This is a genomic window from Methylocaldum sp. 14B (assembly GCF_002005105.1).
Lineage (GTDB): Bacteria > Pseudomonadota > Gammaproteobacteria > Methylococcales > Methylococcaceae > Methylocaldum.
Window position 1 is genome coordinate 203,316 of record NZ_MSCV01000001.1, and the last position, 23,899, is coordinate 227,214.

Consider the following 23,899-nt stretch of genomic DNA (forward strand, 5'->3'; position numbering starts at 1 on the left):
AGCGTTGGAGCGCATAAAAAAAGCCCGGCGCGAACCGGGCTTTTTTTATGCGGATGGCAGGCGAAAAAGCGCGTAAATTTAAGATTTACAAATCATTTGCAGAGGTTGCTTTACCTGCCTGCAGGAACCCGGTGGCGATGGCGACCAAAGTAGATCCAGCGACAACGCCAGCAAGGATATCCTTGTCGATATATGCCAGAAATGCCACGAGGCACATACCTATTGTGATAAGGCTCCATGCCATCCAGTGGGCGCGTCGGTTATCCCCTTTCTGCGCATTTAATGCGGCGAAAGCAATTTCTCGCGCATGCTTTGAATCATCTTCAAATACGCGCAGAATTCTCTCTGGCGCGTCCGGAATGATTTCACCGTATTGACGGAAAATTTCCGGGGGTGGGATCGGGCCGGAAAAATGCTGTTGAGACACAACGCTTTGAATCCGTTCAGCGGGTGATGCCGTTCCAGGCAAATGTTCTACGAAATCAGCGATCGGATCTCTACGATCCGGTAAGGACTGTTTAGCGAGTTTCTTTTGCCTTCTGGCCATGCAATCTACCGTTGGCGGGATGGCGAGTAACTTTTTCTATGGAGTTACTTAAGCGGCTACCGATCTCTGTCCAATTCACCCGCATCATTTCGATTGCGCCTTCCTTGACTATAAAGCGGCCATAACCGCCATGAGGAAGTACAGAGAAAATTTCAGGTATGGCTCTCAGAGCTGACTTCCGCTTCATTTATCTACCCTCTCATGCAGCCTGAATTCAATCATCACCGTACATATAACCATAGACTACAAACGGTAGTCACGATTTTTTTGGTTGATCTGCAGGCATGAAAAAGCCCGGTAAGCGCCGGGCTTTTTGTTGCGTTGCCTGTCTACATTGCGTCTACAGCAGTTTTTGCTTGCCGTTTTTGTCCGACGCTTCCGAGTTCGTAACGTCTTGTTTTTTAAGTGGTGCCGAGGGCGAGAATCGAACTCGCACTTGGTTTCCCAAACCAGATTTTGAGTCTGGCGCGTCTACCAGTTTCGCCACCTCGGCGCGAAAGCAGGCGAATTATAAAGAAATCTCTCTTAAAAAGCCACATACTGCATTCTTTTCTCCCCGACTGTTACCATCTGTCGATGCGTAAAAGTGATTTCTTTTTTGAGCTTCCCGAGGATCTGATCGCCCAGTACCCGCTACCGGAGCGTAGCGCCAGTCGGCTGCTGTGTTTGGATGGAACGACCGGCGAAATTGACGATCGTATGTTTATCGAGCTGCCGGAACTGCTTCGTGCGGGCGACCTTCTAGTCTTTAACGATACCAAAGTCATGCCGGCGCGGCTTTTTGGCCGCAAAGCGTCCGGAGGCAGGGTGGAGGTTTTGATCGAACGGGTGCTCGGTCCGAGTATGGGCTTGGCCCATGTGCGTGCAAGCAAGGCTCCGAAAGCGGGAACCGAAATTCTTCTCGAAGGCGGTTTTCGATGCACAGTTCAAGGACGGCAAGACGATTTGTTCCTGCTGATGCTTCTCGACGGTCGAACCGTCGATGAAGTCTTGAGCGCCGTTGGGCATATTCCTCTGCCGCCTTATATCGACCGGCCGGATTCGGTATACGATTGGGAACGTTATCAGACCGTGTTTGCGAAGGCGTCCGGTGCCGTAGCGGCGCCCACCGCCGGTCTGCATTTCGATGAAGCGATGCTGGAGCGCCTGGCTGCGAAGGGTATCGAGCGGGCTTTTGTGACGCTGCATGTGGGCAGCGGCACGTTTCAACCCTTGCGGGTGGATGAACTGGATCAGCACAAAATGCATTCGGAGCTTTGCGAGGTCGGTTCGGACGTGGTGGAAAAAGTTAACGAGGTTCGGCAGCGCGGGGGGCGGGTGATTGCCGTCGGAACAACCGTAGTGCGGACATTGGAGTCGGCCTCGCTTAAAGGGTCCCTGACTTCTTACAAAGGCGAGACGAATTTGTTTATTCGTCCGGGCTTCCACTTTCGTTGTGTCGATGCCATGGTTACAAATTTTCATCTTCCGGAATCCACCCTGTTGACCTTGGTGTGCGCTTTTGCCGGTTATTCCGAGGTTCTGGCGGCCTATCGGCACGCCGTAGAGCGCAAATACCGGTTTTTCAGTTACGGCGACGCGATGTTTGTCACGCACAAGCCGCATGCGTAACCGATAATACCCAGACCATCAATTTTTATGCGGAACCGGAATGGTCGCGAAGACGTCCGAGCTTCTTAAGCAGTTCAGCCCCGGGCGAATTCTGTTACCGGTCGTTTTGGGATTGGGTATCGTCGGCTACACGCTGTATGGCGAATGGGTCAAGAGCGGCCTTCCGATGGGCGAGGTGCTGGATCGTTTCGCCTGGACTTCGCGTTCGGTCTTCTGGATTGCTTTGGCGCTCCTGATGATGATGCTGCGCGATTTCGGCTACATGTGGCAATTGCGGATATTGACCGACCGTAAGCTGGAGTGGCGGACCTGTCTCGAAATAATCCTCCTTTGGGATTTCTTCGCCGCGGTTTCGCCATCCATGGTCGGCGGAGCCGCCGTTGCGGTGTTTATGCTGGTCAAAGAACAGATCAGCATCGGTCGCAGCACCGCGATCGTATTTACCACGGTTTTTCTCGATCAGGTGTTCTATACCTCGCTCCCTTTCTTCGCGAGCCTGTTCGTTCCTCAGGCCGACATTTTCGCGCCCTTGCACTACATTCGGTCGGAACTGCTCGGAACCAGCATGATGGTCGGGTTTTGGGTGGCTTGGGGTGGGCTGGTCGTCTACTTGATACTGCTTATTGCGGCATTGTTCGTAGCGCCGCACTGGATCAACTGGTGGCTGACCAGGCTGCTCATGCTACGGATGTTCCGCTTCTGGCGCTCGCGAGGCTTGCACATGGTCAACGACCTGCTCACGGCCTCGCGTGATTTGCGGGATAGGAAATCGATTTTCTGGTTTCAGGTTTGGGTGGCGACATCGCTTGCATGGATAGGCCGATATCTGGTCTTGAACTGCGTTCTTGCGGCTTTTTCCCCTGTGCCGATGACATTGTTCGATCATCTGCTCGCCATTGGTCGACAAGCCGTGTTATGGATAGTCATGGTTCTTTCGCCGACTCCCGGCAGCGCCGGCGTCGCCGAACTCGGTTTTTCCTGGCTGTTCGGGGATTTCGCCCCGGCTGGCGTGGCCCTGGGTCTGGCCATTCTGTGGCGGCTGATCAGCTACTATCCCTATTTGATCATCGGCGTGCCGGTCATGACGCGTTGGGTTAAGCGCGTGTATGGCTCCGATGTCCGGCAGCCGCGAATCGGTATCGATTGAGCCCTTTATGTTCGAATTGCATCCTCGTTTGTCGCAGGATTGTATTCAGTTAGGCCATTTTCCGTTGTGCCGGCTTTTGCTGATGAATGAGAACCGCTATCCGTGGTTCATCCTCGTTCCGGAGCGGGAAGAGCTTAGCGAGATTTATCAGTTGACGGATGAGGACCAGGTTCAGCTTATGCGGGAATCGTCCCACATCTCCCGTACGCTGTCGGAGCTGTTTCGTGCCGATAAGATGAATATCGCCGCCATCGGCAATCTGGTGCCACAGCTTCACCTTCACCATGTGGTGCGCTATCGAGGCGATCCGGCGTGGCCCGGTCCGATTTGGGGTCGCTTCGATCCGTTGCCTTACGACGCACCTACTATCATGGAGATCAGGCGAAAGCTCGGAGCCGCGCCTTTGCAACATTTTGTCTTTTTCGATTGAGACCATGGACTGCCGGACCGGCTGCGGCGCCTGCTGCATCGCCATATCAATTTCCAGCCCGCTTCCCGGCATGCCCGAAGGCAAGCCGTCAGGCGTTCGGTGCATCCATCTGACCCCTGATTTTCGATGTGCCATTTTCGGGCAGCCCGGCCGTCCGGCTTGTTGCGCGGGACTGCAGCCGTCGCAGGAAATGTGCGGCAACAGCCGGGAAGAGGCGATCGCCTATCTGACCTGGCTGGAAGATGCGACGCTCCCGTAGTCCGCCGGCGAACCAGAACTCGCACCGTTCGCAACAGTCAATATCCAGGGAGTGAACGGAGGAGATCAGGCATGGAGGTTCTTCGCACGGATGTCGCCATCATCGGAGGAGGGCTTGGCGCCTGTGCTGCCGCCCTGGGCGCGGCCAGGGTGGGATATCGGGTCGTTCTGACCGAGGAAACGTACTGGATCGGCGGTCAGTTGACGAATCAGGCGGTTCCCCCGGACGAGCATCCGTGGATCGAGGAATTCGGCGCGACGGCCAGCTATAAGGCGCTGCGGGAAGGTATCCGCCAATACTACCGCGCGCACTTGCCGCTCACGCCGGTGGCAACGGCGGCGAAGCATCTCAATCCGGGCAACGGTTGGGTCAGCCGACTCTGCCACGATCCGCGCGTCGCGGTCGCGGTTCTCCATCAGATGATCGCCCCGTATCAACTCAGCGGCAAAATGTTCGTTATGCACCCCCATCGCCCGATTGACGCATGGACCCACGGTGATCGGGTGACCGGGGTGGTCGTCAGAGGTCTTGAATCCGGACGTGACACCCTGATCGAAGCATCTTATTTCATCGACGCGACTCCGCAGGGCGAGTTGCTCGCCCTGGCCGGAGTGGAACATGTGCTGGGCGCCGAATCCCGCGCCGAAACCGGCGAGCCCCACGCGTCCGAGATGGCCGATCCCAAGGATCAGCAGGCGATCACGGTTTGCTTCGCCATGGAGTACCTTCCCGGCGAGGACCACACTATCGATAAGCCACGGCAATACGAGCTGTGGCGTGATTACCGGCCGCCGGACTGGCCGGGGCGATTGCTCGGCTGGACTACGAGTCGGCCCGAAACCCACGAGCCGTTGACGCGTTTCTTGTTTGAGGCGGAGGACGGACGGCCCTGGTGGCACTTTCGTCGAATTTTGGATGTCACCAACTTCGAGCATGGCTTCGCGCCCAGCGACGTCAGCGTAGTCAATTGGCCCCAGAACGATTACTGGTTCGGACCGGTCTGCGGCGTCGACGAAGTGGAGCAGGCACGAAATCTGGAGGCCGCGCGGCAACTCAGCCTCAGTCTGCTTTACTGGCTCCAGACCGAAGCTCCGCGGCCGGACGGAGGAATCGGATATCGAGGGCTCCGCCTTCGCCGGGACGTGGTCGGCGGGACCGTCGACGGACTCGCGCCGGCGCCTTACATCCGGGAGTCCAGGCGCATCCGGGCCGAGTTCACCGTACTCGAACAGCAGATTGCACATCCGCTCCGACCGGACGGTCCCGAATTTTTCGACGACTCGGTCGGCATCGGATGTTACCGCATCGATCTCCACCCCCGTACCAGCGGCGCCGGTTACCTGGACCTCGGCTGCTGGCCATTCCAGATTCCGCTCGGATCGTTGCTGCCGGTGCGCGTCGAAAACCTATTGCCCGGCGGCAAGAACCTGGGCGTGACGCACATCACGAACGGAGCTTATCGGGTACACCATGTCGAATGGAACGTGGGCGAGGCGGCGGGGCTGCTGGCGGCGTTCTGCCTTGAGCGCAAGGTTCCGCCGCGCTTCGTGAGAAGCCGCAAGGCACTGCTGGAAGATTTCCAATCCCTGCTTCGGCGGCAGGGAATCGCGCTCTCCTGGCCGTCGCTTTCGCCGCTTTGAGGTTTGGGTTGAGATGATTTTCGGAGACAGTCGATGGATCAGCAGAACCGACGATTCCGCATCGGCATTTCAGGATCCTACGGCGGGATGAATCTCGGCGACGAGGCCATTCTGGACGGCATAGTGAGCCAGTTGCGCCGGTCCATCGAGGCCGAGATCACGGTTTTTTCGCGGAACCCTGAGGATACGCTGAGCCGGCACAAGGTCGAGCGTGCTGTCCCGGTCCGGAACCTGACCCGGAAAGAAGTCAGCCAGGAAGTGGAGGGGCTCGATCTGTTTATCCTCGGTGGAGGCGGCATTCTTTACGATCGCGACGCCGAGACCTACTTGAGGGAAGTGTTTCTCGCGCATGAATTCGGGGTTCCTGTGGTCGTGTACGCGGTGAGCGCGGGGCCACTCACGGATTCGAGTGCGCGTAGCGCGGTACGCGAGGCTTTGAACCACGCGGCCATCATCACGGTGCGGGATCGCCAAGGTTATCGGCTGCTCGAAGACGTCGGGATCGATCGCGAGATTCATCTGACCGCCGATCCCGCTCTGCTCCTACGTCCGGAGCCGCTTCCGCTCGAAGCCCTTAAATCGGAGGGTGTCGAGTTCGAACGCCACCTGGTGGGCTTTTCGGTCAGAGAGCCGGGTCCTGCGGCTCCCGATCTCGACCCGGAGCATTATCACGCGCTGCTCGCCAATACCGCGGATTTCATGGTGGACCGGCTCGATGCCGACGTCGTTTTCGTTCCGATGGAACGGACCGACGTCCAGCACAGCCACGGGGTGGTGGCGCACATGCACAATTCGGAACGAGCGGAAATTCTGAGACGGCATTACTCTGCTCAGCAAACGCTTGGTCTTCTGGGGCGTTTCGAGTTCGCCGTGGGTATGCGGCTCCATTTTCTGATCTTCGCTGCCCTTCAGGGGACACCTTTCGTGGCGCTTCCCTACGCGTCCAAAGTCGTAGGTTTTCTTGACGATCTGGAGATGGAAACGCCGCCGCTGGGCGATGTCGGGATCGGTCAGCTCATCGCCAGGATAGACCGTTGTTGGGACACGCGAGATGAAATTCGCGCCAGGATCAAGCGACGGCTCCCCGCCCTCCAATCCCGTGCGCGAGAGACGAATCAGCTTCTCGTCCGTCTTCTGACGAGATCAGGCTAGAGCGTTTTTGATCCCGGTGTACGGATTCGTGTGGGGCGGGAAGAACGTAGGTCGGCAATCCCTTGCCGACAAAGCCCTTTGCCGAGCCGGTACGTCGGCAAGGGATTGCCGACCTACGTATGGGGCTCCCGTACACCGAATCAGAAAATGCTCTAGCTGCTTCGGCGCTGAGTGATACTCGGTCGATTCCCGTAGTCATCTGAAACGGTCAGGGGTTATTCGCCGGCCGAATATCGAGCTGCATGCGGCCGCTCCAGTCCTTCGCGAACTGCCAGGCCACTCGGCCGCTGCGGGAACCGCGTTGAAGGGCAAAACGAAGAGCCTCGGTACGCACCGCTTCCCAGTCGTCCAAAGGGGTGTGGAGCTTGTCCAGCCAGTACCGGACGATGTCCAGGTATTGGTCCTGATTGAACGGATAAAAAGACAGCCACAAGCCGAAACGTTCAGACAGCGAGATCTTTTCCTCCACCGCTTCGCCCTGATGGATTTCGCCCTCAACGTGGCGGGCTTGCAGGTTTTCCTCGTGGTACTCGGGCAGCAGATGCCGCCGGTTGGAGGTGGCGTAGATCAATACATTCGCCGGCGGGGCGCTAAACGAGCCTTCCAGCGTTGATTTCAGAGCCTTGTAGCCCGCATCGTCCGCTTCGAACGAAAGATCGTCGCTGAACAGAATGAATTTTTCCGAGCGCGGATAGAGCAGATCCAAGATGTCCGGCAGCTCGACCAAATGCTGCCGGTCCACCTCTATGACACGCAGACCTACGGAGGCATATTCGTTGAGAAGAGCCTTGATGAGCGAGGATTTGCCGGTACCCTTCGAGCCCCAAAGCAAGGCGTTGTTGGCCGGCAATCCCTGGAGGAATTGCCGGGTATTCCGGTCCAGCTCGCACTTTTGCCGGTCGACGCACAAGATATCGGCCAGGGCCAGCCGGTGAGGATTTCGGATGGGTTGCAAAGGGTTGGCGTGACCGGCCCCGCGCCATCGGAAGGCGATGGCGCCTTCCCAATCGGGTTCCGCCGGCCCGGAAGGCATCCGTCTTTCGAGACGATCGAGCAGTTCGGATGCCCTGGCGATCAGTTGTGCGAGTAATTCCATAGACGGACGGCTGGTTTAAGGCTGGTCTTCTTTGGGGCGGCGTTTCGCCGCCGGTTTATCCTGCCCCGAGGCTTTCGGTTTCCCGAACTTGCGTTCGCCGGACTTTGCCGGCTTCTTGCCTGGTTTCCGACCGCCGTTGTCCAGCAATTGCAGATTGAGGCGCTGGTTTTTTACCCAGGTTTTCTTCAGTAGCCTAAAGAAATCGTCCGGGAGATCGGCCGGAAGTTCTACCGTGCTGTAAGTATCGAATAGTTTGATCTGACCGATCAGCTTGGAAGAAAGCCCGGTTTCGTTGGCAATGGCGCCGACGATATCCTTGGGCTGCACGCCGTGCTCGCGGCCGACGTCGATGGTGTAGCGCAGTGTTCCTCCTTCCGGGCGTGTTCTTTCCCGCCGGCGTTCACGAACCGGTTCCGGAGCCGATAGTTCCGGTTCCTCGGTAGCTTCCAGCGGACGTTCGCGATGCATCAGATAGGCGAGAGCGGCGGCGATATCGGCGGAATCGCCTATTTCGTCGGTGACCAATTTGTCCACCAGTTCCCGGTAAAAGCTCACGTCCTCGTCGTCCAGAGTTTGAACCAACTGAGCCTTGAACTGCTCGATGCGGCGGTCGGCGATGTCCTGCAGGGTAGGCAGCCGCATTTGCTGTATGGGTTGTCTAGTGGTTTGCTCGATGGCGCGCAGCATTCGCCTTTCGCGCGGAGCGACGAACAGAATGGCCTTGCCTTTGCGCCCGGCGCGCCCGGTGCGCCCGATGCGGTGAATATAGGCTTCGCTGTCGTAGGGAATGTCGTAGTTCACGACATGCGTGATCCGCTCCACGTCCAGTCCGCGCGCGGCGACGTCGGTGGCGACGACGATGTCCAGGGCATTCTTCTTCAAGCGGTCGATGACTTTCTCGCGCAAGACCTGGCTCATATCCCCGTTCAGGGCCGCGGCCTCATACCCGCGAGCCTCCAGTTTCTCGGCCAGCTCCACGGTTTCGGTCTTGGTGCGGACGAAAATGATCATGGCGTCGAAATCTTCCGCGTCGAGAATGCGGGTTAGGGCTTCCAGCTTTTGCACGCCCGAGACCAGCCAATATTGCTGGCTGATGGCCTCAACGGTGGCAGTCTTCGCCTTGATTTTTACTTCCGCCGCGTTGTTGAGATGCCGGTCGGCGATTTTGCGGATGACGGTCGGCATGGTGGCCGAAAACAGCGCGATCTGGCGAGTCTGCGGCGTTTGTTCCAGAATCCATTCGACATCCTCGATGAAGCCCATGCGCAGCATTTCGTCGGCTTCGTCGAGTACCAGCGTGGTCAGATTATCCAAAGACAAGGTTCCGCGGCGGAGATGATCCATTACCCGGCCCGGCGTGCCCACGATGACATGGACGCCGCGGGCGAGTTGCCGCAATTGCGATCCCATGCCCTGGCCGCCGTAAACGGGCAGAATGTGGAAGCCTTCGAGATGGCGGGCATAGGTTTGGAAGGCCTCGGCCACCTGGATGGCGAGTTCGCGGGTGGGCGCGAGCACCAGGGCTTGTGGCGAACGCTGGGACAGGTCGATCCGGGTCAGGATGGGAATTGCGAAGGCCGCGGTTTTTCCTGTGCCGGTCTGGGCCTGTCCGAGCAAATCGCGTCCCTCCAATAGGTGAGGGATGCTTTCCGCCTGAATGGGCGACGGGGCTTCATAACCGATCTCTCGGAGCGCCTGAAGGATGGGCTGGGCAATGGCTAATTGTTCGAAGGACGTAACTGAATTGGGTAATGTCATGTGTTCGATAGAGCTAGTGGAGCGATGTTCGATGTACGATACTCTGGGTTTTCGGAACCGGCGTTTCGGCTATTAACTCAGGAGAGGATTGATGATTAAGCTTTGCGGTTTTCCTATCAGCAATTATTACAATAAGGTCAAGCTGGTTCTTCTGGAAAAAGGCATCGAGTTCGAGGAGCAGGCGGCCAATCCGTTCCATAAGGAAGCAATTTTGCAATTCTCGCCCGCCGGTAAGATTCCTTTTTTGTTAACCGATAAAGGACCGCTCTCGGAGTCCCAGGTCATTCTCGAATACTTGGAAGAGGCGTTTCCGCAAAATCCGCTTTATCCATCCGACCCTTTCGAGCGTGCCAAGTGCCGGGAGTTGATTCAACATTTCGAGCTGAATGTGGAACTCGTCGTCCGGCGCCTGTACGGAGAGGCATTCTTCGGCGGTTCAGCCTCGGATGAAACCAAGGCCGAGGTCAAGGAAAAAATCGGTATGGGCATCGATGCGTTCAATCGCCTCGCGAAATTTTCTCCTTATGTAGCCGGCAATCGTTTCACGGCGGCCGATTGTGCCCTCTGGCCCAGTTTCGGTTTGCTGTCATCCGCCACGCAACGCATTTACGGTGAGGATTTCTTGCAGAAAGTCACCGGCGCCGCCGATTATATGGGCATGATGGAATCCCGTCCGCACGTTAAGAAAGTGGCGGCGGATCGAGCCGCCGCCATATCGGCCTTCTTTGCGAAGAAATAACCATATTACAGCTTCGAATCAGAGCTTGTGAGAAACCGTCGCGAGCGGTTCGAGTCCGTGCCGACAAATCGGCAGGAATGCCGATTTGCACGGCAGTTGCCGCCCATAGGGTGCCGGACACGGAGGTCCGGCGTGAAAAGCACAGGCGTACAGGCCCTCATCCCGGCCCTCTCCCATAAGGAGAGAGGGGGATTCAAAGAATCGCTACGCGATGCCTTGGTTAGATCGAGTACGTTGAGCACCGCAGGCGCGGACTCGAATCGCGCAGTAGGTTTATCCACAAGCTCTCAGTCCATCAAGGGTTTGAAGCGGATCCGGTGCGGATTTTCCGCTTCGTCGCCTAAACGACGCTTGCGATCGGCTTCGTAGTCCGCATAGTTGCCCTCGAACCAGACCACCTTGCTATCGCCTTCGAAGGCGAGCATATGGGTGGCGATGCGGTCTAGGAACCAGCGATCGTGCGAAATGACCACAGCGCAGCCCGGGAATTCCAGCAGCGCTTCCTCAAGCGCCCGCAGGGTTTCCACGTCGAGATCGTTGGTCGGCTCGTCGAGCAACAGCACGTTGCCGCCGGCTTTCAGCAGCTTGGCCAAATGAACTCGGTTGCGTTCGCCGCCCGATAGCTCGCCGATGCGCTTCTGCTGATCCGAGCCTTTGAAGTTGAAGCGGCCCACATAGGCGCGGGACGGCGTCTGATACTTGCCCACCGTGACCATATCGAGGCCGTCGGAAATTTCTTCCCAGACGGTTTTCTTGTCGTCCATGGCGTCGCGGAACTGCTCGACATAGGCGAGCTGAACCGTCGGACCTACGCGGATATTGCCGGTGTCGGCCGTTTCGGCACCGGCCATCATGCGGAACAGGGTGGTTTTGCCGACGCCGTTGGGGCCGATCACGCCCACGATGCCGCCCTGCGGCAGCCGGAAGTTCAGGTCCTCGATCAGCAGTCGGTCGCCGAAACCCTTCGAGACGCCCTCGAATTCCACCACCAGTTCGCCCAGGCGTGGCCCCGGCGGAATATAGATCTCGCGGGTCTCGTTACGGGCCTGGTATTCGCTGGACGACAGTTCCTCGAACCGCTGTAAACGTGCCTTGCTCTTGGCCTGCCGGCCCTTGGGATTAGCGCGCACCCATTCCAGCTCTTCCTTCATGGCTTTCTGGCGGGCGGTTTCCTGCTTCTCCTCCATTTCCAGGCGTTTTTCCTTCTGTTCCAGCCAGGAGGAATAATTGCCTTCCCAGGGGATGCCGTGGCCGCGGTCCAATTCGAGAATCCAGCCGGCGACATTGTCCAGGAAATAGCGGTCGTGGGTAACGGCGATGACCGTGCCCTGAAAGTCGTGGAGGAAACGTTCGAGCCAAGCCACCGATTCGGCGTCTAAGTGGTTGGTGGGTTCGTCGAGGAGCAGCATGTCGGGATTCGACAGCAGCAACCGGCACAGGGCGACGCGGCGGCGTTCGCCGCCTGAAAGCTTGGTGACGTCGGCGTTCCAGTCCGGAAGGCGCAGGGCGTCGGCGGCGATTTCCAGCTTGCGTTCGAGTTCCCAGGCGCCGGCAGCCTCGATTTTGTCCTGGAGTTCAGCCTGCTCGGCGAGTAATTTGTCGAAATCGGCGTCGGGTTCGCCGAAAGCGTTGCTGACCTCGTTGAAGCGGTCGACCAACGCCTTGATTTCAGCCACGCCGTCTTCGACATTGCCGCGAACGGTCTTGGTCGGGTCGAGCTGAGGCTCCTGCGGAAGAAAGCCGATCTTGATTCCAGGCTGCGGCCGGGCTTCGCCGTCGTATTCCTTGTCCACGCCGGCCATGATGCGGAGCAGGGTGGATTTGCCGGACCCGTTCAGGCCGAGCACACCGATCTTTGCGCCGGGAAAGAAGGACAGCGAGATGTCGCGCAAAATCTCGCGTTTGGGCGGCACGATTTTGCTCACCCGGTTCATCGTGAAAATGTACTGAGCCATTTTGACAGGATTGTGTTGGCGGAAAGGCGTTATTATTTCATGGTTTGGCGAATCGATCACGGCATGCGGCCTTTTGACTGTTGAGGATACGAGATGAATGCCCAAGACAAGACGCAGTTGGCGGGCTTGAGGTCGCGCATCATTCGCAATATCGGCGCGGTCGAGCCCGAAGCCTGGAATGCGCTGACCGACGGCGCTTATCCCTTTCTACGGCATGAATTCTTGCTCGCATTGGAGGAATGCGGTTGCCTGGGCGAGCACGTCGGCTGGATTCCCTACCATGTGGTGATCGAGGATTCCGAGCGCCGCCTGGTAGGCGCCCTGCCGGCGTATCTCAAACTCAACTCGTTCGGCGAATTCGTTTTCGATTGGGCCTGGGCGGACGCCTACGAAAGAGCAGGCATGCCCTATTATCCGAAGCTGGTCGTGGCCTCGCCGTTCACGCCGGCCACGGGCCCGCGTCTTCTGATTCCGTCCGAGCGTTACTCGGATAGCTTGGCGGAAGCCGCGGTTGAGTTCGCGATCGAGGCGGCGCGTGATGCAGGAGTTTCCTCGCTGCACTGGTTGTTCACGCAGGACCGGGTATTGCTGCATTCGGAGCGCGTGTTGAAGCGGCTCGGCTGTCAATTCCACTGGGAAAACTGGGGCTACCGGGATTTCGAGGACTTTTTGTCGGGCTTTACCGCCAAGCGGCGCAAGGAAGTGAAGCGGGAGCGCCGGCAGGTGCGGGACGCCTCGGTGGAGTTGCGAAGAATCCGGGGCGACCGAGTGGAGCCCGACATTTGGCGTACGGTGTACGAGCTTTACCGGTCCACCTTCGCGAGACATGGCAACTATCCGGCGCTGACGCTCGAGTTTTTCGAAGCGATTGCCGCAAAGATGGGAGAGCAAATCCTTTTGGTTCTCGCCGAGCGACACGGACGAATCGTCGGGGCAGCATTTTTTCTCGTCGGTCGCGATGCATTGTACGGTCGCTACTGGGGATGCACGGAGGACGTGACCGCTCTTCATTTCGAGGCTTGCTATTACCAGGGCATTGAATATTGTATCGAGGAGGGCCTCCGTCGCTTCGAACCCGGCGCTCAGGGCGAACACAAAGTCAGTCGAGGCTTTCTGCCGACCGAGACCTGGTCGGCCCACTGGCTGGCCGACGTCGGATTCCGCGACCCCATAGCACGCTTTTTGGAGCGGGAGATGGGTTTGGTACGCGCCTATATGTCGGAACTAAATGCCCACTCGCCTTTCAAAAATTTCGACCATGCTGACCGTTCTGAATCCCTTTGATCGAAACGAGCCGTTTCCGCCGGTGGAAACGGCTCTGGATGAACCGAACGGACTCTTGGCAGTGGGCGGGTGTCTCTCTGCGCGGCGGCTGGTGAATGCCTATCGGAGCGGCGTTTTTCCGTGGTTCGGCAAAGACGAACCGATTCTCTGGTGGTCGCCGGATCCGCGGTTGATCCTACAACCCGAGAATATCAAGATTTCCCGGAGCCTTGGCAAGCGGCTCAGGCGCGGTGAATTTCGTTTCAGTTTCGATGTATGTTTCGACCGCGTCATGGATGCTTGTGCGGAGCCGCGAGACTATGCGAGTGGAACCTGGATAACAGGGGAGATGAAGCGGGCTTATTCCAATCTTTTTGATCTGGGTCTGGCCCATTCCTTCGAAGCGTGGCAGGAAGAGGCGCTCGTTGGCGGACTTTACGGGGTTTCGGTCGGCCGGGTGTTTTTCGGAGAATCGATGTTTCACCACGTCACTGACGCTTCCAAGGCTGCTTTCGCTTTCGCGTGCGACTGTTTGAAGCGGTGGGGTTATGTCCTGATCGATTGCCAGGTCTATACCCGGCATTTAGCCAGTTTGGGAGCGGAAGAGATTCCGCGCTCGGAGTTCGTGAAATTGTTGCAAATTTATTGTGAACAGCCGGTTTCGAGCGAGGCTTGGAAGTCGGCGGGCGGGGTTTTATGAAATCGATACCGCTCTACATCAGCTATGAGCACGATTGTGATTACCTGCCGGGAAGGCAGGCGCAGATGGCTTATGTTTCGCCACGGGAGTCATTGGATGTCGATATTTATTCGTGGCTCGCAACCAGAGGTTTCCGTCGAAGCGGCGACATGGTTTACCGGCCGCACTGCTCGAATTGCTCGGCTTGTGTGCCGGTACGCATACCGGTCGCGCGATTTCGGCCGAATCGCGGGCAGCGTCGGATTCAGCGGATGAATGCCGATTTGGAAATTGCTCTGAAGCCGGCTCGATTCGAAGAGGCGCACTATCGACTCTTCCTGCGGTATCTCAATGCGCGGCATTCGGATGGCCATATGGCCGAATCCTCGGCGGAGGATTACATTCGTTTTCTTGCGTGCGGATGGGCGGAGACCGGTTTCTACGAGTTTAAGCGCGGGGATAGCTTGTTGGCAGTAGCTGTCACCGACTGTTTGGCCGATGGCCTCTCGGCGGTTTATACGTTCTTCGATCCCGATTTACCCGCACTCAGCCTGGGCAGCTATGCCATTTTGTGGCAAGTAGCGGAGACCAAACGACGCGGATTGGATTGGCTATATCTCGGATTCTGGATATCCAGTTGCCGAAAAATGAGCTATAAAAATTCGTTTCGTCCTCTACAGGCTCTGGTGGGCGAAGACTGGGTACTGGTGGAAAAAGGCGAGAATATCGTGCTTGAAACTTAATATGATATTATTCGGCTTTTACTGTTCGTATTCACTTTTGAGAGAGGTTTATGTCGAAAGAAGATCACATCGAAATGGAAGGCAAAGTGATCGAAACTTTGCCCAATACGACTTTTCGCGTCCAGTTGGATAACGGTCATATTATTACGGCACATATTTCCGGCAAAATGCGCAAGCATTACATCCGCATTCTGACGGGTGACCGCGTAAAAGTGGAAATGACGCCGTACGATTTAACGAAAGGCCGAATCACCTTTCGTCAGCGTTAAGAACTCAGACTTCCGCTGCTTCGTGCACGCCTTCGATGGTAAACGCCAGTTGGCCATCTTCCACGCTGATTCTCACTACTCCGCCCTCGCTTAACTTGCCGAATAGGATTTCATCGGCCAAGGGCTTTTTGATGTTTTCCTGAATAACCCGGGCCATGGGTCTCGCCCCCATAGACGGGTCGAAGCCGTGTTCGGCCAGCCATTCCCGCGCATCGGGCTCCAAAACCACCGACACCCGCTTTTCCGCCAGTTGCGATTCCAGTTCGAACATGAACTTGTCGACGACTTGGCCGATGATGTCGAGGTTGAGCGGCTTGAACTGAATAATGGCATCCAGCCGGTTGCGGAACTCGGGCGAAAACATTCGCTCGATGACCTTCATGCTGTCGGTGGAGTGATCCTGCTGGGTAAAACCGATCGACGGCCTGCCGCCCTCGGAGGCTCCGGCATTGGTCGTCATGATCAGGATGATATTCCGGAAATCGGCCTTTCGTCCGTTGTTATCGGTCAAGGTGCCGTGATCCATGACCTGCAGCAACAGGTTGAACACATCGGTATGGGCCTTCTCGACCTCGTCGAGAAGCAACACTGCATGCGGATGCTTGTTGACTTCTTCGGTCAACAAGCCGCCCTGGTCGAAGCCTACATAGCCGGGCGGGGCACCAATCAATCGGGATACGGTATGCCGCTCCATGTATTCGGACATATCGAAGCGGATGAGCTCGATGCCCAGTACCTTGGCCAACTGGCGGGTGACTTCGGTTTTTCCGACGCCGGTTGGGCCTGCGAACAGGAAGCAGCCGATGGGTTTTTGCACTTCACGAAGTCCCGCTCGCGACAGTTTGATCGCGGAGGCCAAGGTCGAAATGGCTTCATCCTGGCCGAATACCAGCATCTTCAGATTCTTTTCGAGATCCCGCAGTTTGTCCTTGTCGTTGGTGGAAACCGTTTTCGGCGGAATGCGCGCGATTTTCGAGACGATATCCTCGATCTCCAAAGTGCCGATCAGCTTCTTCCGGCGGGAAACCGGCAACAGCCGCTGGCTGGCCCCTGCCTCGTCAATCACGTCGATAGCTTTGTCCGGCAAGTGACGGTCGGTAATGTACCGATCGGATAATTCGGCTGCCGTGCGGAGCGCTGCCAGTGAATATTTCACGTCATGGTGTTTTTCGAACCGCGACTTGAGTCCGCGCAGAATGTGGTAGGTCTCGTCGACAGTAGGCTCATGGATATCGATTTTCTGAAAACGACGGGCCAGAGCCCTGTCTTTTTCGAAAATACCCCGATATTCCTGATAAGTGGTGGACCCAATGCAGCGCAGTTCGCCCGAGGCCAATACCGGCTTGATCAGGTTCGAGGCGTCCATCACGCCGCCCGACGCCGATCCGGCTCCGATAATGGTGTGAATCTCGTCGATGAACAGAATCGAATTGGGCTCTTTCTTGAGCTGTGCAAGCAGTGCTTTGAGACGTTTCTCGAAATCGCCGCGGTATTTGGTTCCGGCAACCAAGGAGCCGAGATCCAGCGCATAAATCGTGCTTTCCGACAGGACTTCCGGCACCTCTTTGTCGACGATCTTCTTGGCCAGTCCCTCAGCGATCGCGGTCTTACCGACGCCGGCCTCGCCGACCAGCAACGGATTATTCTTGCGACGCCGACACAGGACCTGGATGGTGCGTTCGATCTCGCCCTTGCGTCCGATCAGCGGGTCAATCTTTCCGCGTTTCGCCAATTCGTTAAGGTTGGAAGCAAATTTTTCCAAAGGATTGGCGGCAGCGCCTTCACCTTCGTCGCTTTCCGAAGTGGTGCTGCTTTTCGGACTCGCATCCGAATCTTCGCGAACTTTCGAAATGCCGTGAGAAATGTAATTGACGACGTCCAAGCGGGTCACGTCCTGCTTGTTGAGCAGATAAACGGCTTGGGAGTCCTGCTCGCTGAAAATAGCGACCAGGATGTTGGCGCCGGTGACCTCTTTCTTGCCCGAGGACTGGACGTGAAAGGCCGCTCTCTGGAGGACTCGCTGAAAGCCGAGCGTCGGCTGAGTTTCGCGCTTCACGCCAGGCGGGATGAGCGGCGTCGTTTCATCCAGAAACTCGGTCAGATCCTTTCTCAATTGATCGATGTTCGCGCCGCAGGCTCGAAGCACTTCAACGGCTATCGAATTGTCGAGCATCGCGAGCAAGAGATGCTCGACGGTTATGAATTCGTGCCTTTTCTCGTAGGCCGATCGGAACGCGACGTTTAATGAATATTCGAGTTCTTTGCTTAACATAGAATCAGGGCCTGTTCAGGCTTCCTCCATTGTGCAAAGCAGAGGATGCTGGTGCTGCCGAGAATAATCGTTCACCAGCTGGACTTTGGTTTCTGCAACGTCCTTGGAGAAGACGCCACAAACGCCGATGCCCCGCGTATGAACGTGAAGCATAATCTGGGTAGCTTTTTCCTCGCTCATGCCGAAGAACGTTTTCAATACCAAAACGACGAAATCCATCGGAGTGAAATCGTCGTTCAACAGAATCACTTTATAAAGCGGTGGCCGTTTAAGTTTTGGCTTCGCTTCCTGTACGACAACATCGTCTGTGAGCTTGTGATCAGGATGTTGTGCCATTTCTCGCCCTTGAACTGCAACATGTCTAGACCACGGCTACTATAGCATCTGCGGGCTCCGTTGTATTAGACCGCCCTTGGTATAAATGATTTCCCGTCACAACCATTCGCCATAGGTTTCACGATCGCGTTAAAGCGTTACGACGATCCGGAAAAGGAAGCTTTCTGGGGAGTATCCACATCTCGTACATCGAGACCACCCACATGAATACGAACGCCATAGCCAAACCAGCGCCTCCAAGAACGACCAGGAGGGCGAAGTGTGGGTTCAGTTTAGTCAGCCACCAGGATGTGATGTCAAGCAGTAAGAAAGCGTAAGGCATGATGATCGCCGCGCCCTTCAGTTTCACGGGAACTCCCGTGGATAAGGCGAAGATCAGTCCGACGAACATGAAAATGAATGAAATGCCGAATAAATGAATATGCGACACGCGCGTCAATGACGAGAAAGTCGCGCCCTCGTCGGATGCGGTCCGCGCTTTGATGGTCGCGAATTGCGTGAAGTCGGGCAATCCGCCGGCTTCCGCATTGTGACAACTGACGCAGCGTTGCTCGAAGATGGGCTTTATGTCGCTTTCATAAGCTTTCTCGCTGGCGCCGTCGCGCACCCATTGGATGATCTTGAAGCGTTCTTCGTCCGGCGCCATGGGCTTCATGGAGCCGTTCAGCTGGCTTTCAAGTACGGAACCGGAACGATTGCCGTAATAGCTGTAGACGATATCTTCGATGGAAAGACCGAATTTGCCGTCAGCCATTCCGTGGGTAAACAGGATCTGGATCATTGCGACGGCATAGCCGATTGCTATGACCGTCAAATAACCGGAAAATAACAGCTTTATCGCTAATCCTAAACTGCTTAGGTTGAACGGCATGATTCAGCTCCAGCCGGAAGGGGTAAGTTAGAGGGTTTATCCTAGCCTGCCCACCGGGCATCGACAAACCTCGCAACATTCTAATTCTATATGTTATATGGCCGTTTTTCTTTTAGCACACGCGAACCGGCTAGGCAATTTACACATCAGTTAAAAGTGCATGCACCAGCTCGAAACCGAATTCAGCCGGAATGAGAGGCCGCGAGTCACCGTCGCGGCCATCGTCGAGCGGGACGCGCGTTTTCTCGTAGTCGAGGAGCGAGCCGATAACGGCAAGCTTGTGATCAATCAGCCCGCAGGTCATGTCGAAGCAGGAGAGAACGTCATCGAGGCCGCTATCCGCGAAACCTTCGAAGAGACCGCATGGCATTTCAGACCCGAGGCACTGGTTGGGATTTATCTATGGCGCCGGGCTGCGGGAGACGCCAGTTTTCTTCGAATCGGAATTGTCGGGTCGGTTGATGGTCACGATCCGGATAGTCCTCTCGACGAGGGCATCGTGAGCAGTTTGTGGCTGACCCGCGAGGAACTTTTGAGCGAGAAAATGCGTCTTCGAAGTCCTTTGGTGATGAAATGCATCGACGATTATCTCGCCGGGGAACGCTATCCCTTGTCGGTGCTCAAATCCTTGCTGAGTTGAATTCATGTCCCAGAAAGTCGTCGTCGGTATGTCAGGCGGAGTGGATTCCTCCGTCACCGCTTTGTTGCTCCTGGAACAGGGCTATGACGTGATCGGTCTTTTCATGAAGAATTGGGAGGAGGACGATCATACCGGCCTTTGCACCGCTCCACAGGATTTCGCCGACGCGAAAGGCGTCTGCGACAAACTGGGCATCCCGCTGCACGCGGTCAATTTTGCCGCCGAATATTGGGACGAGGTGTTCGAGATCTTCCTGAGCGAGTATAGAGCTGGCCGCACGCCCAATCCGGATATCCTCTGTAATCAGCAGATCAAGTTCAAAGCCTTTATGGATTATGCGACGGATTTAGGCGCCGATTTGATCGCGACGGGGCATTACGCGCGGGTCGGACGTCGGGACGGCGGTTACACTCTGCTGAAAGGGATCGATCAACAGAAGGATCAAAGCTATTTCATTTACACCCTGGGGCAGCCGCAGTTGGCTCGCGTGTTGTTCCCGATCGGGGGCATGGAAAAATCCGAGGTCAGAAAGCGCGCCGAGCAGGCGGGATTATCCAATTATCAGAAGAAAGACAGCACCGGCATTTGCTTCATTGGCGAGCGTCGTTTCAAGGAATTCTTGCAGCGTTTCTTGCCTGCTCAGCCGGGCGAGATTGAAACGCCCGACGGTCAAATCATCGGACGCCACGACGGGTTGATGTATTACACCCTGGGGCAACGGCAAGGACTCGGCATCGGCGGCATGAAAGGCGCCTCGGAAGAGCCATGGTATGTATTGGCCAAGGATTTGAAGCGCAATGTTCTGGTCGTTGGTCAGGGGCATGATCATCCGATGCTGTTCCATGCCGGCCTGGAAGCCGGAAGCTTGAGCTGGGTGCGCGGCAAGGCTCCCGATACGCCTGTTCGATGCGCTGCAAAAGTCCGTTACCGTCAGCCGGATCAGATCTGTACCGTCGAAGCTGTCGACGAACAGAGAATCCGCGTCGTCTTCGATCGACCGCAGCGCGCCGTGACTCCGGGCCAATCGGTGGTGTTCTATCAGGGCGAGGAGTGCCTGGGCGGCGGGATCATCGAGCGCGCGTTAGATGCCGCCCCGACCTCGACGTCGGTTTTTCGGGCTGTGGCCTGAGTTTCGCAATCTCACTATAAAGTTAAGGTTTTCTGAATGACGTCTCTCACCTGCCTTTCCCCCATCGACGGGCGCTATGCCGACAAAGCGGACGAGTTGCGCCCGATCCTCAGCGAATACGGCCTCATTCGTTTCCGGGTGCTGGTGGAAGTTCGGTGGCTGCAAACTTTGGCAGGAGAGCCGGGCATTGGCGAGGTGCCTGCGCTGAGCGATAGCGCCAACGATCGCCTGGAGGCTATCCTGACCGGTTTCTCCGTAAGCGATGCGGAACGCGTGAAACAAATCGAAAGGACGACCAATCACGACGTCAAGGCGGTGGAATATTTCCTCAAGGAAAAGATCGCCGATCATGTGGAATTGGTTCGGGTGAGCGAGTTCATCCACTTCGCCTGCACCTCTGAGGATATCAACAATCTGGCGTATGCCTTGATGCTGAAGGAAGCTCGGGACAGCGTTCTGCTGCCGCAGATTCGGCAACTGGTTGCCGCCATCAAAGAAAAGGCGGGGATTTATGCTGGCCAGCCGATGCTGTCTCGTACCCACGGACAATCCGCTACGCCGACGACCATGGGCAAGGAGTTCGCCAACGTGTCGGCCCGCCTCGAAAGACAGCTGAAGCAATTGGAGTCGATCGAACTATTGGGCAAGATCAACGGTGCCGTGGGCAATTACAATGCCCACCGGGTTGCCTATCCCGAGATCGATTGGCCGATCTTTTGCCGAAACTTCGTTACGTCTTTGGGTTTGACGTTCAATCCTTACACCACCCAGATCGAACCTCACGATTATCTTGCCGAGTTTTTCCACGCCCTGTCGCGTTTCAACACTGTGCTGATCGATTTCGACCGCGACGTGTGGGGTTATGTTTCGCTGGGCTATTTCCGCCAGAAAACCGTGGCTGGCGAAGTGGGATCTTCGACCATGCCGCACAAGGTCAATCCCATTGATTTCGAGAATTCGGAAGGCAATCTCGGGATGGCCAATGCGGTCTTCGGTCATCTTTCTGAAAAATTGCCGATCTCGCGCTGGCAGCGGGATTTGACCGATTCGACCGTGCTGCGGAACATCGGCGTAGGGATCGCCCATACGCTGATCGCGCTGCAATCGACCCTCAAGGGGCTCGGGAAGCTCGAACTCGACGCGGGCGTACTGGAAGCCGATCTTGCCGCCAATCTGGAAGTGCTGGCGGAGCCGATTCAAACGGTCATGCGCCGTTACGGCATCGAAAAGCCTTACGAAAAGCTGAAGGACCTGACCCGGGGCAAGCGCATCGAGCCGGAGGCGCTGTCCGAGTTCATCCTCGGGCTGAGCATTCCGGAAGACGCGAAGCAGCGCTTGCTGGCGTTGACGCCCCGCGATTACACCGGCTATGCGGAAGTTCTGGCCAAGAACTCTTGAGTAACAAACAAACGATGTTCAAAAAAGCATTACTTCTTTTATTGATCGTTCTTCCGGTCTTTCCGATAGCGGCGGAAGAGGCGCCGGTCCAGCGGCTCCGGAATTTCCTGGCGAAAGCGAATACCCTACAGGCGGAATTTTCCCAGGTCGTGATCGATGAAGCCGGCAGTCCCCGCCAGCGCACCAGCGGCGTGTTCTATCTTCAGCGTCCCGGCAAGTTCCGCTGGGATTACAAGAAGCCTTACAGCCAGGAAATCGTTTCCAATGGCGGCAAGGTCTGGTTCTACGACGTCGACCTCGAACAGGTAACCGCCAAGCGCCTCGACGATGCGATCGGTTCCACGCCAGCTCTGCTGCTGAGCGGCGAAGTGGCGCTGGAAAAGAATTTCAAGATCGAGAATCAGGGCATGGACGAGGGCTTGTTCTGGATCAAGCTGGTGCCGAAGGCCGAAGACAGCGGATTCAAATACGTCCTGATCGGCCTGGACGGCGACACGCTCGCGGGGATGGAACTGAGCGACAATTTCGGCCAGCTCACCCGCATCTATTTCACCGGGGTGAAAACGGGACTCAAGCTGGACCGCAGCCTGTTCGAATTCCGTCCTCCGCCGGGAGTCGACGTGTTCGAGGAAAAATAAACGCGTGAATACGGATCTTCAGAGACCTCTGGCCGACCGGATGCGGCCCCGCTGCCTGGACGAGTATATCGGCCAGCGGCATTTGATATCGCCCGGCAAGCCTCTTTATGAGGCCATCAAGGCCGGCAAGCTTCATTCGATGATTTTCTGGGGGCCGCCCGGCACCGGCAAGACGACCTTGGCGCGGATCGTCGCCCGTCACGCCGACGCGGAATTCCTGCCGATCTCGGCGGTACTGGCGGGCGTCAAGGAAATCCGAGAAGCGGTGGCCGAGGCGAAGCGGCTTTTGACCGAGCATAATCGGCGCACCATTCTATTCGTGGACGAGGTGCATCGCTTCAACAAATCCCAGCAGGATGCCTTTCTGCCCCATGTGGAAGACGGCACCATCTATTTCATCGGCGCCACCACCGAGAATCCGTCCTTCGAGCTGAACAACGCCTTGCTTTCGCGTGCCCGCGTTTACCTGTTGAAGTCCTTGTCGGAAGACGATCTGCTGGATCTCATCGAGCGGGCCTTGCGGGATGGCGAACGAGGCGTCGGCCGGCCGGACCTCGGATTTCCCGAGGAGCTTCGCTGCTGGTACGCCAAGGCGGCCGACGGTGATGCTCGAAAAGTCCTGAGTCTGCTGGAGATCACTCTCGATCTGTTGGAAGTGGGACAAGACAAAATCACCACGGACATCGCACGGGAAGTGCTCGCCGGCGGCGGAAACCGGCGATTCGACAAGCAGGGCGAGGATTTTTATAACCAGATTTCCGCGCTGCACAAATCGGTGCGGGGCAGCGCTCCGGACGCGGCCTTGTACTGGCTGTGCCGCATGCTGGACGGCGGCTGCGATCCGCTTTATCTCGCACGCCGCATCGTCCGTATCGCCAGCGAGGATATCGGCAATGCGGACCCGCGCGCGCTGGAGCTGTCCCTGAACGCCTGGGATGCTCAGGAGCGTCTCGGCAGCCCGGAAGGCGAACTGGCCCTGGCTCAAGCGGTTCTGTATCTCGCTTGTGCCCCCAAGAGCAATGCGGTATACGTCGCCTATAATACGGCTCGTGCCGATGCTGCCAAAACCGGCAGTTTGGAAGTGCCGACTCATCTTCGCAACGCCCCCACGCGCTTGATGAAGGAACTCGATTACGGAAAGCATTACCGTTACGCTCATGATGAACCCGAAGCGTATGCGGCGGGTGAAAATTATTTCCCCGAAGGGTTTCCGCCCCGTGCATACTACAAGCCGGTTTCGAGAGGGCTGGAAATCAAGATCGCGGAAAAATTGGAACGGCTGAAGGTTTTAGATAAGGCGGCTCTGGATAAGACTTAGTTACTATCG

General features: G+C 56.9%; 23 protein-coding genes and 1 tRNA gene. 16 read left to right on the forward strand and 8 right to left on the reverse strand.

Annotation, left to right across the window (positions count from 1 at the left end; all coding sequences use genetic code 11):
- Nucleotides 1-85: 85 nt before the first annotated feature.
- Both B2A78_RS01025 and B2A78_RS01030 read right to left on the reverse strand, forming a co-directional pair.
- Nucleotides 86-547: a DUF2335 domain-containing protein gene (locus B2A78_RS01025; RefSeq protein WP_077728030.1), complete on the reverse strand. Its 462-nt coding sequence runs from the start codon at nt 545-547 to the stop codon at nt 86-88.
- A 406-nt stretch (nt 548-953) separates the two neighbouring features.
- Nucleotides 954-1,040: transfer RNA gene (locus B2A78_RS01030), tRNA-Leu, on the reverse strand.
- An 83-nt stretch (nt 1,041-1,123) separates the two neighbouring features.
- Here B2A78_RS01030 and queA point away from each other — a divergent pair.
- From queA to B2A78_RS01060, 6 genes are all read left to right on the forward strand, one after another.
- Nucleotides 1,124-2,158, forward strand: a complete 1,035-nt coding sequence (gene queA, locus B2A78_RS01035) for a tRNA preQ1(34) S-adenosylmethionine ribosyltransferase-isomerase QueA (protein ID WP_077728031.1) — start codon at nt 1,124-1,126, stop codon at nt 2,156-2,158.
- A 40-nt stretch (nt 2,159-2,198) separates the two neighbouring features.
- Nucleotides 2,199-3,305 carry a lysylphosphatidylglycerol synthase transmembrane domain-containing protein gene (locus B2A78_RS01040; protein ID WP_077728032.1) on the forward strand — a complete coding sequence of 369 codons (1,107 nt, stop codon included), beginning with the start codon at nt 2,199-2,201 and terminating at the stop codon, nt 3,303-3,305.
- Between the two features lie 7 nt (nt 3,306-3,312).
- Entirely contained in the window at nt 3,313-3,735 is a 423-nt protein-coding gene (locus tag B2A78_RS01045; protein ID WP_077728033.1) for an HIT domain-containing protein, read from the forward strand.
- Between the two features lie 4 nt (nt 3,736-3,739).
- Nucleotides 3,740-3,994 (forward strand): YkgJ family cysteine cluster protein, encoded by a 255-nt coding sequence (locus tag B2A78_RS01050; protein ID WP_077728034.1) that lies wholly within the window; start codon nt 3,740-3,742, stop codon nt 3,992-3,994.
- A gap of 71 nt (nt 3,995-4,065) precedes the next feature.
- Nucleotides 4,066-5,634: an FAD-dependent oxidoreductase gene (locus B2A78_RS01055; RefSeq protein ID WP_077728035.1), complete on the forward strand. Its 1,569-nt coding sequence runs from the start codon at nt 4,066-4,068 to the stop codon at nt 5,632-5,634.
- Nucleotides 5,635-5,667: 33 nt separating this feature from the next.
- Entirely contained in the window at nt 5,668-6,786 is a 1,119-nt protein-coding gene (locus tag B2A78_RS01060) for a polysaccharide pyruvyl transferase family protein (protein WP_077728036.1), read from the forward strand.
- Between the two features lie 208 nt (nt 6,787-6,994).
- Here the strand turns inward: B2A78_RS01060 and B2A78_RS01065 are convergent, their stop codons facing one another.
- Nucleotides 6,995-7,882 carry an ATP-binding protein gene (locus B2A78_RS01065; RefSeq protein ID WP_077728037.1) on the reverse strand — a complete coding sequence of 296 codons (888 nt, stop codon included), beginning with the start codon at nt 7,880-7,882 and terminating at the stop codon, nt 6,995-6,997.
- Between the two features lie 15 nt (nt 7,883-7,897).
- A complete protein-coding gene (locus tag B2A78_RS01070; protein WP_077728038.1) occupies nt 7,898-9,640 on the reverse strand; it encodes a DEAD/DEAH box helicase in 1,743 nt (580 codons plus the stop codon).
- Between the two features lie 91 nt (nt 9,641-9,731).
- On the opposite strand from B2A78_RS01070, the gene B2A78_RS01075 reads away from it, so the two are divergent.
- On the forward strand, nt 9,732-10,379 hold the full coding sequence (locus B2A78_RS01075) for a glutathione S-transferase (RefSeq protein WP_077728039.1): 648 nt from the start codon (nt 9,732-9,734) through the stop codon (nt 10,377-10,379).
- A 287-nt stretch (nt 10,380-10,666) separates the two neighbouring features.
- Here the strand turns inward: B2A78_RS01075 and ettA are convergent, their stop codons facing one another.
- Nucleotides 10,667-12,334: an energy-dependent translational throttle protein EttA gene (gene ettA, locus B2A78_RS01080; RefSeq protein ID WP_077728040.1), complete on the reverse strand. Its 1,668-nt coding sequence runs from the start codon at nt 12,332-12,334 to the stop codon at nt 10,667-10,669.
- Between the two features lie 93 nt (nt 12,335-12,427).
- Here ettA and B2A78_RS01085 point away from each other — a divergent pair, with 93 nt between their 5' ends.
- From B2A78_RS01085 to infA, 4 genes are read left to right on the forward strand one after another with little or no spacing between them, the layout of a single operon-like run.
- Nucleotides 12,428-13,618: a GNAT family N-acetyltransferase gene (locus B2A78_RS01085; protein WP_077728041.1), complete on the forward strand. Its 1,191-nt coding sequence runs from the start codon at nt 12,428-12,430 to the stop codon at nt 13,616-13,618.
- Nucleotides 13,593-14,297, forward strand: a complete 705-nt coding sequence (aat, locus tag B2A78_RS01090) for a leucyl/phenylalanyl-tRNA--protein transferase (protein WP_077728127.1) — start codon at nt 13,593-13,595, stop codon at nt 14,295-14,297. Before B2A78_RS01085 ends, aat begins: the two co-directional genes overlap by 26 nt.
- The gene (locus B2A78_RS01095; protein ID WP_077728042.1) at nt 14,294-15,019 is read left to right on the forward strand and encodes an arginyltransferase; all 726 of its coding nucleotides are present in this window, start codon (nt 14,294-14,296) and stop codon (nt 15,017-15,019) included. The genes aat and B2A78_RS01095 overlap by 4 nt, the downstream gene beginning before the upstream one ends.
- A 50-nt stretch (nt 15,020-15,069) precedes the next feature.
- Entirely contained in the window at nt 15,070-15,288 is a 219-nt protein-coding gene (gene infA / locus B2A78_RS01100; RefSeq protein ID WP_026609371.1) for a translation initiation factor IF-1, read from the forward strand.
- Nucleotides 15,289-15,292: 4 nt separating this feature from the next.
- On the opposite strand, the gene clpA is transcribed toward infA, so the two are convergent.
- The 3 genes from clpA to B2A78_RS01115 all read right to left on the reverse strand — a co-directional run bounded on the left by clpA (nt 15,293) and on the right by B2A78_RS01115 (nt 18,767).
- The gene (clpA, locus tag B2A78_RS01105; RefSeq protein ID WP_077728043.1) at nt 15,293-17,560 is read right to left on the reverse strand and encodes an ATP-dependent Clp protease ATP-binding subunit ClpA; all 2,268 of its coding nucleotides are present in this window, start codon (nt 17,558-17,560) and stop codon (nt 15,293-15,295) included.
- Nucleotides 17,561-17,575: 15 nt separating this feature from the next.
- Entirely contained in the window at nt 17,576-17,896 is a 321-nt protein-coding gene (clpS, locus tag B2A78_RS01110; RefSeq protein WP_077728044.1) for an ATP-dependent Clp protease adapter ClpS, read from the reverse strand.
- Nucleotides 17,897-18,014: 118 nt separating this feature from the next.
- Nucleotides 18,015-18,767 carry an elongation factor-1 alpha gene (locus B2A78_RS01115; protein ID WP_077728045.1) on the reverse strand — a complete coding sequence of 251 codons (753 nt, stop codon included), beginning with the start codon at nt 18,765-18,767 and terminating at the stop codon, nt 18,015-18,017.
- 160 nt (nt 18,768-18,927) lie between these two features.
- On the opposite strand from B2A78_RS01115, the gene B2A78_RS01120 reads away from it, so the two are divergent.
- Genes B2A78_RS01120 through B2A78_RS01140 form a run of 5 tightly spaced genes read left to right on the forward strand, consistent with a single transcriptional unit; the run spans nt 18,928 to nt 23,890 of the window.
- On the forward strand, nt 18,928-19,407 hold the full coding sequence (locus tag B2A78_RS01120; protein ID WP_077728046.1) for an NUDIX hydrolase: 480 nt from the start codon (nt 18,928-18,930) through the stop codon (nt 19,405-19,407).
- A gap of 4 nt (nt 19,408-19,411) precedes the next feature.
- Nucleotides 19,412-20,536, forward strand: a complete 1,125-nt coding sequence (gene mnmA / locus B2A78_RS01125; protein WP_077728047.1) for a tRNA 2-thiouridine(34) synthase MnmA — start codon at nt 19,412-19,414, stop codon at nt 20,534-20,536.
- 36 nt (nt 20,537-20,572) lie between these two features.
- The gene (gene purB / locus B2A78_RS01130) at nt 20,573-21,934 is read left to right on the forward strand and encodes an adenylosuccinate lyase (protein WP_077728048.1); all 1,362 of its coding nucleotides are present in this window, start codon (nt 20,573-20,575) and stop codon (nt 21,932-21,934) included.
- A gap of 14 nt (nt 21,935-21,948) precedes the next feature.
- Nucleotides 21,949-22,572, forward strand: a complete 624-nt coding sequence (gene lolA, locus B2A78_RS01135; protein WP_077728049.1) for an outer membrane lipoprotein chaperone LolA — start codon at nt 21,949-21,951, stop codon at nt 22,570-22,572.
- 4 nt (nt 22,573-22,576) lie between these two features.
- Nucleotides 22,577-23,890 carry a replication-associated recombination protein A gene (locus B2A78_RS01140; RefSeq protein ID WP_077728050.1) on the forward strand — a complete coding sequence of 438 codons (1,314 nt, stop codon included), beginning with the start codon at nt 22,577-22,579 and terminating at the stop codon, nt 23,888-23,890.
- The last annotated feature ends 9 nt before the right edge of the window (nt 23,891-23,899 follow it).